3 protein-coding genes are annotated in these 6,029 nt (G+C 73.3%); 2 read left to right on the top strand and 1 reads right to left on the bottom strand.

The genetic code is table 11. The features are described from left to right. The first annotated feature begins 141 nt into the window (after nt 1-141). Nucleotides 142-627, top strand: a complete 486-nt coding sequence (locus AB0G14_RS26635; protein WP_357701862.1) for a roadblock/LC7 domain-containing protein — start codon at nt 142-144, stop codon at nt 625-627. A gap of 98 nt (nt 628-725) precedes the next feature. Here AB0G14_RS26635 and ppdK read toward each other — a convergent pair whose 3' ends face one another. After that, nucleotides 726-3,434 carry a pyruvate, phosphate dikinase gene (gene ppdK / locus AB0G14_RS26640; protein ID WP_357701864.1) on the bottom strand — a complete coding sequence of 903 codons (2,709 nt, stop codon included), beginning with the start codon at nt 3,432-3,434 and terminating at the stop codon, nt 726-728. A 359-nt stretch (nt 3,435-3,793) separates the two neighbouring features. Between ppdK and AB0G14_RS26645 the strand changes: the two genes are divergently transcribed. After that, nucleotides 3,794-5,476 carry a beta-N-acetylhexosaminidase gene (locus AB0G14_RS26645; RefSeq protein WP_357701872.1) on the top strand — a complete coding sequence of 561 codons (1,683 nt, stop codon included), beginning with the start codon at nt 3,794-3,796 and terminating at the stop codon, nt 5,474-5,476. Nucleotides 5,477-6,029: the final 553 nt, after the last annotated feature.

Genomic DNA, 6,029 nt, shown 5'->3' on the forward strand with positions numbered 1-6,029 from the left:
GACGGGCCCGCAACCTCCGTTCAGACGAGAGTTGTCGGCCGATCGCCGACCGTTACGGGACCTCGGTCCGGCATGGCCGGCGGTAGCGTTCCCGGAGCGGAACGTGACCAGACTGAGGGCCCGACGGTGGGAGTGACACCCGTGGACGCGGACACGATGATGGGAACGGAGTTGCAGGGGCTGCGCCGACGCCGCCCCGAGGTGGCGGGCACGGTGCTGGCCGGCACCGACGGCCTGCTGATCTCCAGCGACCTGCCGGCGACGGACGCCACACACCTGGCGGCGCTCGCGGCGGCGAGTTTCGGCCTCGGCCACCGGGTGGCCGACACCGTGCGGCAGGGGGAGTTCCGGGAATCGGTGCTCCGCACCGCGTCCGGCGCGGTGGTCACCTACCCGGCCGGGCGCAACGCCCTGCTGACGCTGGTCGCCGACGGTGCCGCCGACCTGGAGGCGCTGCACGCCGACGCCCGGGCGGTGGCCCGGCGCACCGGCTCGGTGCTGGACACCCGCCGGCCGGTCGGGGTGACGCCGGTGCCGGAGGCGCACGCCCCGCTCGCGCCCCGCACCTCCGGGGGTGCCCTGCCCCGGCGCGCCGTCCACCACACCTGGCGCCGCCCACCGATCTGAGCCACGCGGGAGTCGACCGACGATGCGGTCGCACCCGCCCGGCAGCGGCGGCGGACCCGCTCCCCCGGGCCCGCCGCCGATCTGCCGAACTCCCGACCTCAGCGGCTGTCGGAGCCGTCCGTCTCCACCGCGGCGCGGCCGGCCTCGAGCCGGGCGACGGGCACCCGGAAGGGCGAGCAGGACACATAGTCCAGGCCCACCTCGTGGAAGAAGTGCACCGAGTCGGGGTCGCCGCCGTGCTCGCCGCAGACGCCGAGCTTCAGCTCCGGCCGGGCCGCCCGGCCCTCCTCCGCCGCGATCCGGACCAGCCGGCCCACGCCGTCCCGGTCGATCGACTCGAACGGGGAGATACCGAAGATGCCCAGCTCCAGGTAGCGCCAGAAGAACGCGCCCTCCACGTCGTCCCGGGAGAAGCCCCACGCCATCTGGGTCAGGTCGTTGGTGCCGAAGGAGAAGAACTGCGCCGCCTCGGCGATCTGCCCGGCGGTCAGCGCCGCCCGCGGCACCTCGATCATGGTGCCGATCAGCACGTCGACCGCCTTCTCCCGGGTCACCTCCTCGATGATCTTCTCCGCCTCGGCGCGTACCGTCTCCAGCTCCTGCACCGCGCCGACCAGCGGGACCATGATCTCCGGCCGGGGGTCGCCGCCACGCTGGGCACACGCGACCGCCGCCTCGACGATCGCCCGGACCTGCATCGCGAAGAGTCCGGGGATGACCAGGCCGAGGCGGACCCCACGCAGGCCCAGCATCGGGTTCTCCTCGTGCATCCGCCGGACGGCGGCGAGCAGCGCTTCCTCCTTGGCCACGTCCTCGCCGCGCTCCTGGGCGACCGCGACGTTGACCGCGAGCTGTTCCAGCGGCGGCAGGAACTCGTGCAGCGGCGGGTCGATCAGCCGGACGGTGACCGGCAGTCCGTCCATCTCCCGGAAGATCTCCACGAAGTCGTCCCGCTGCAACGGCAGCAGCGCGGCGAGCGCCTCGTCCCGCTCGTCGTCGGTGCGGGCCAGGATCAGCCGCTCGACCAGCTCACGACGGTCGCCGAGGAACATGTGCTCGGTCCGGCAGAGGCCGATGCCCTCCGCGCCGAACCGCCGGGCCCGGGCGGCGTCCGCGCCGGTGTCGGCGTTCGTGCGGACGGTCAGCCGCCGCTTGGCGTCGGCGTGCGACATGATCCGGTGTACGGCCCGGACCAGGGCGTTGTCGATGTGCTCCGGGTCGAGGCTGCCCTCGAAGTACTGCACGACCTCCGACGGCATGACCGGCACCTCGCCGAGGTAGACCTTGCCGGTGGTGCCGTCGATGGAGACGACGTCGCCCTCGGTGACGGTCTGCCCGGCGACCGTGAACTTCCGCTGCGGGATGTTGATGTCCAGCTCGTCCGCGCCGGAGACGCAGGTCTTGCCCATGCCCCGGGCCACCACGGCGGCGTGGCTGGTCTTGCCGCCCCGCGAGGTGAGGATGCCCTTGGCGGCGATCATGCCGTTCAGGTCGTCCGGGTTGGTCTCCCGGCGGACCAGGATCACGTCCGCTCCCTCGGCGGCCAACTCGACCGCGCGGGCGGAGGTGAAGACGACCTTGCCCACCGCCGCGCCCGGGGAGGCGCCGATGCCCTTGGCGACCGGCTGGAACTCGTGGTCGAGCTGGAAGCGCGGGAACATCAGCTGGGCGAGCTGCGCGCCGTTGACCCGGTGCAGCGCCTCGTCGAGGTCGATCAGGCCCTCGTCGACCAGTTGTCCGGCGATGACGAAGGCAGCCGCGGCGGTGCGCTTGCCGACCCGGGTCTGGAGCATCCAGAGCTTGCCGCGCTCGATGGTGAACTCGATGTCGCAGAGGTCCTTGTAGTGGCCCTCCAGCCGGGCCATGTAGCTGAGCAGCTCGTCGTAGGACTTCTTGTCGAGCTTCTCCAGCTCCTGCAACGGCACGGTGTTGCGGATGCCGGCGACCACGTCCTCGCCCTGGGCGTTGGCCAGGTAGTCGCCGTAGATGCCCTGCGCGCCGCTGGCGGGGTCGCGGGTGAACGCGACGCCGGTGCCGGAGTCCGAGCCGAGGTTGCCGAAGACCATGGCCACCACGTTGACCGCGGTGCCGAGGTCGGCCGGGATCCGCTCCTGCCGCCGGTAGACCACCGCGCGCTCGGCGTTCCACGACTCGAAGACCGCGCGGATGGCCAGGTCGAGCTGCTCGCGCGGCTCCTGCGGGAACTCCCGGCCGGTGTGCTTGAGGAAGATCCTCTTGTACGCGTCGACCAGCCCGCGCAGGTCGTCCGCGTCGAGGTCGAGGTCGTTCTGGGTGCCCTTGGCACGCTTGGCGTCGTCCAGCGCGTGCTCGAACTCCTCGCCCGGCACCTCGCAGACGGTCTTGCCGAACATCTGGATCAGGCGTCGGTACGAGTCCCAGGCGAAGCGGTCGTTCCCGTCCGCCTGGGCGCTCAGCCCGACCACGCTGCGGTCGTTGAGGCCGACGTTGAGGACGGTCTCCATCATGCCCGGCATGGAGAACTTGGCCCCGGAGCGGACGGAGACGAGCAGCGGGTCCCGCGGGTCGCCGAGGCGCTTGCCCATCGCCTGCTCCAGCGACGCCAGGTGCGCGGCGATCTGGTCGGCCAGCCCGTCGGGCTCCTCACCGGTGGCGAGGTACGCCTTGCAGGCCTCGGTGGTGATGGTGAAGCCCGGCGGGACCGGCAGGCCGAGGTTGGTCATCTCGGCCAGGTTGGCCCCCTTGCCGCCGAGCAGGTCCTTCAGGTCCTTGTTGCCCTCGGCGAAGTCGTAGACGTACTTGTGTTCCACCGTCTCTTGCGCTGCCACCAGAGCCTCCCACGCGCGCCGGTCCGACACTTAACGAAGGTTCAGTTGCTCCATACCCCGGGGCGGACCACCGGTAATCCCGATGCCATGCCGGCTGGTGGGCGAAGGCTAAGCGAACATCGCGTGGCCCGGGGCCGTTCGGTGACAATAGGCACAGCCATCACGACTATCCGCGTTCGTACCGGTTTTTGGGAACGCTTCCATGCGCACGATCACGCAACTTCGGCCTCCCCCTCGTACTCTTGACGGCACGCATTTCGGTGAACCTCACCTTTGCCATAACAGCCGCGAATACACCCCCGGGAGCCATCGCCGTGCCATCCGTTCCCACCGCCTCGGAGCCGCTCGACCCGTCCGCCATCGGGCCGGACGACCGGGCGCCCGGGCACCTCGACCTGCCGGCCCACGCGCCCGCCGCCGCCGAGCTGGCCCGGGCGGCGGCCCGGGCCGCCGGCGACCTGCTCGCCCCGCCCACCCCGGTCCGGCTGGGCGACGTGGTGCCCGCCCCCGAGCTGGTCGCGCCCGACCCGGCCGCCGACTTCGTCCTCACCGCCGAATCGGCCGTCCGGGTGAGCGCCGACGACGCCGTCCGGGCCGTCGGCGAGCAGCTCGCCGCCCTGCTCCGGCCGGCCACCGGCTACCCGCTGCCGGTCGCCGACGCCACCCGGCCGGAGCCGGCCGGCGGCATCGCGCTGACGCTGGTCGACGCCGCCGACCTCGGCGCGGAGGGCTACCGGCTCGACGTGACCCCCGACGGGGTACGCATCGAGGCCGCCACCCCGGCCGGGCTCTTCTTCGGCGCGCAGACGCTGCGGCAGCTCCTGCCGGCGGCGATCGAGAGCCCCACGCCGGTCGCCGAGCGCTGGGCGCTGCCGGGCGGTTCGATCACCGACCGCCCCCGGTTCGCCTACCGGGGGGCGATGCTCGACGTGGCCCGGCACTTCTTCGGCGTGCCGGACGTGCTCCGGGTGATCGACCACCTGGCCCGCTACAAGCTCAACCACCTGCACCTGCACCTCACCGACGACCAGGGCTGGCGGATCGCGGTCGACTCGTGGCCCCGGCTGGCGACGGTCGGCGGGGCGTTCGAGGTGGGCGACGGCCCCGGCGGGCACTACACGCGCGACGACTACCGCCGGATCGTGGCCTACGCGGCGCAGCGGCACATCACCGTGGTGCCGGAGATCGACCTGCCGGGGCACACCCACGCGGCGCTGACCGCGTACGGGGAACTGGCGCCGGACCGGGTCGCGCCGCCGCCGTACACCGGCACCGAGGTCGGCTTCAGCTACGTCGACCCGGCCAGCGAGCGGACGTACGAGTTCGTCACCGACGTGCTCGGCGAGATCGCCGCGCTCACCCCCGGGCCGTGGCTGCACATCGGCGGCGACGAGGCGTTCAAGGTACTCCCCGACGCGTACGCCGCCTTCGTCGAGCGCGTCCAGCGGATCGTCGCCGACACCGGCAAGACGGTGGTCGGCTGGCACCAGATCGCGCCCGCCGGGCACGCCGACGGGCGGGTGCTCCAGTGGTGGGGGACGACGGGCGAGGACCCGGTCACCGCGGACGCCGTCCGCCGGGGCGCCCGGCTGATCCTCTCCCCCGGCAACCACGCCTACCTCGACATGAAGTACGCCCCCGACACCCCCATCGGGCACGACTGGGCGGGCCTGATCGACGTCCGCCGGGCGTACGACTGGGACCCCGCCGCCCACGTGGCCGGCGTCCCCGCCGACGCGGTGCTCGGGGTGGAGGCGCCGCTGTGGACCGAGTCGGTCACCTCGCGGGCCGAGGTCGAGTTCATGTTCTTCCCCAGGCTGCCCGCGATCGCCGAGCTGGGCTGGTCCCCGCGGACGGCGCACGACTGGGCCGGGTTCCGCGACCGGCTGGCCGGGCACGGCCCGCGCTGGTCCACCGCCGGCATCGCCTTCCACCCCGACCCGGAGGTGCCCTGGCCGGCGGAGCAGCCGGCTCCGGCCGCGTCTCCGGCGGTGATCCCCGCCCAGCCCGGCCCCGAAGGGGCGCCCGCCCCGTCCGCCTGACGTCGCACCCCCCCGGCGGGCCCGCCAACCGCAATGGTGGCGGGCCCGCCGGCGCGGCGGCCCCGGCTGCGCCCCGATGTCCTGACGGGCGGCGGCCCCGACTGCGCCCCGCGTCCTGTCGGGCGGCTGTCGACGACCATTCGGCGACGCCGACGACCTGCGCCACGTGTGCCGCATGTCCGGTTCATGCCGCCCGATATGCCCCGGATGTCGCCATCGCGTGCGGCCCGTCCCGTGGCCGGCGCCACCCCGGCGGCGGAATCGTCGGCCGGACGGGGTCGTTGAACATGGCATACCCGCGGCACTCCCCCGCGCCGCGACGGCCCGAACGACCGGTGGAATGCACTGCCGGCCCGGGTCGTTGAGACACCCCGGACGCCCGAGCAGGCCCCGCCGCCGGAGCGATCCGTTCTGACATCCCCCTCTCGCGGCACGCCGTCCCCCCGTGCGCGCCGCACACCCCCGATCGAAAGGTGCTTCATCATGCGTACCGATCTGATCCGTAAGGCCGCCCTGACCGCTGCCGGCCTCGCCTTCACCGGCGGCGCCATCG

Origin of the sequence: Micromonospora sp. NPDC023814 (assembly GCF_040639595.1) — a bacterium.
Classification (GTDB): domain Bacteria; phylum Actinomycetota; class Actinomycetes; order Mycobacteriales; family Micromonosporaceae; genus Micromonospora.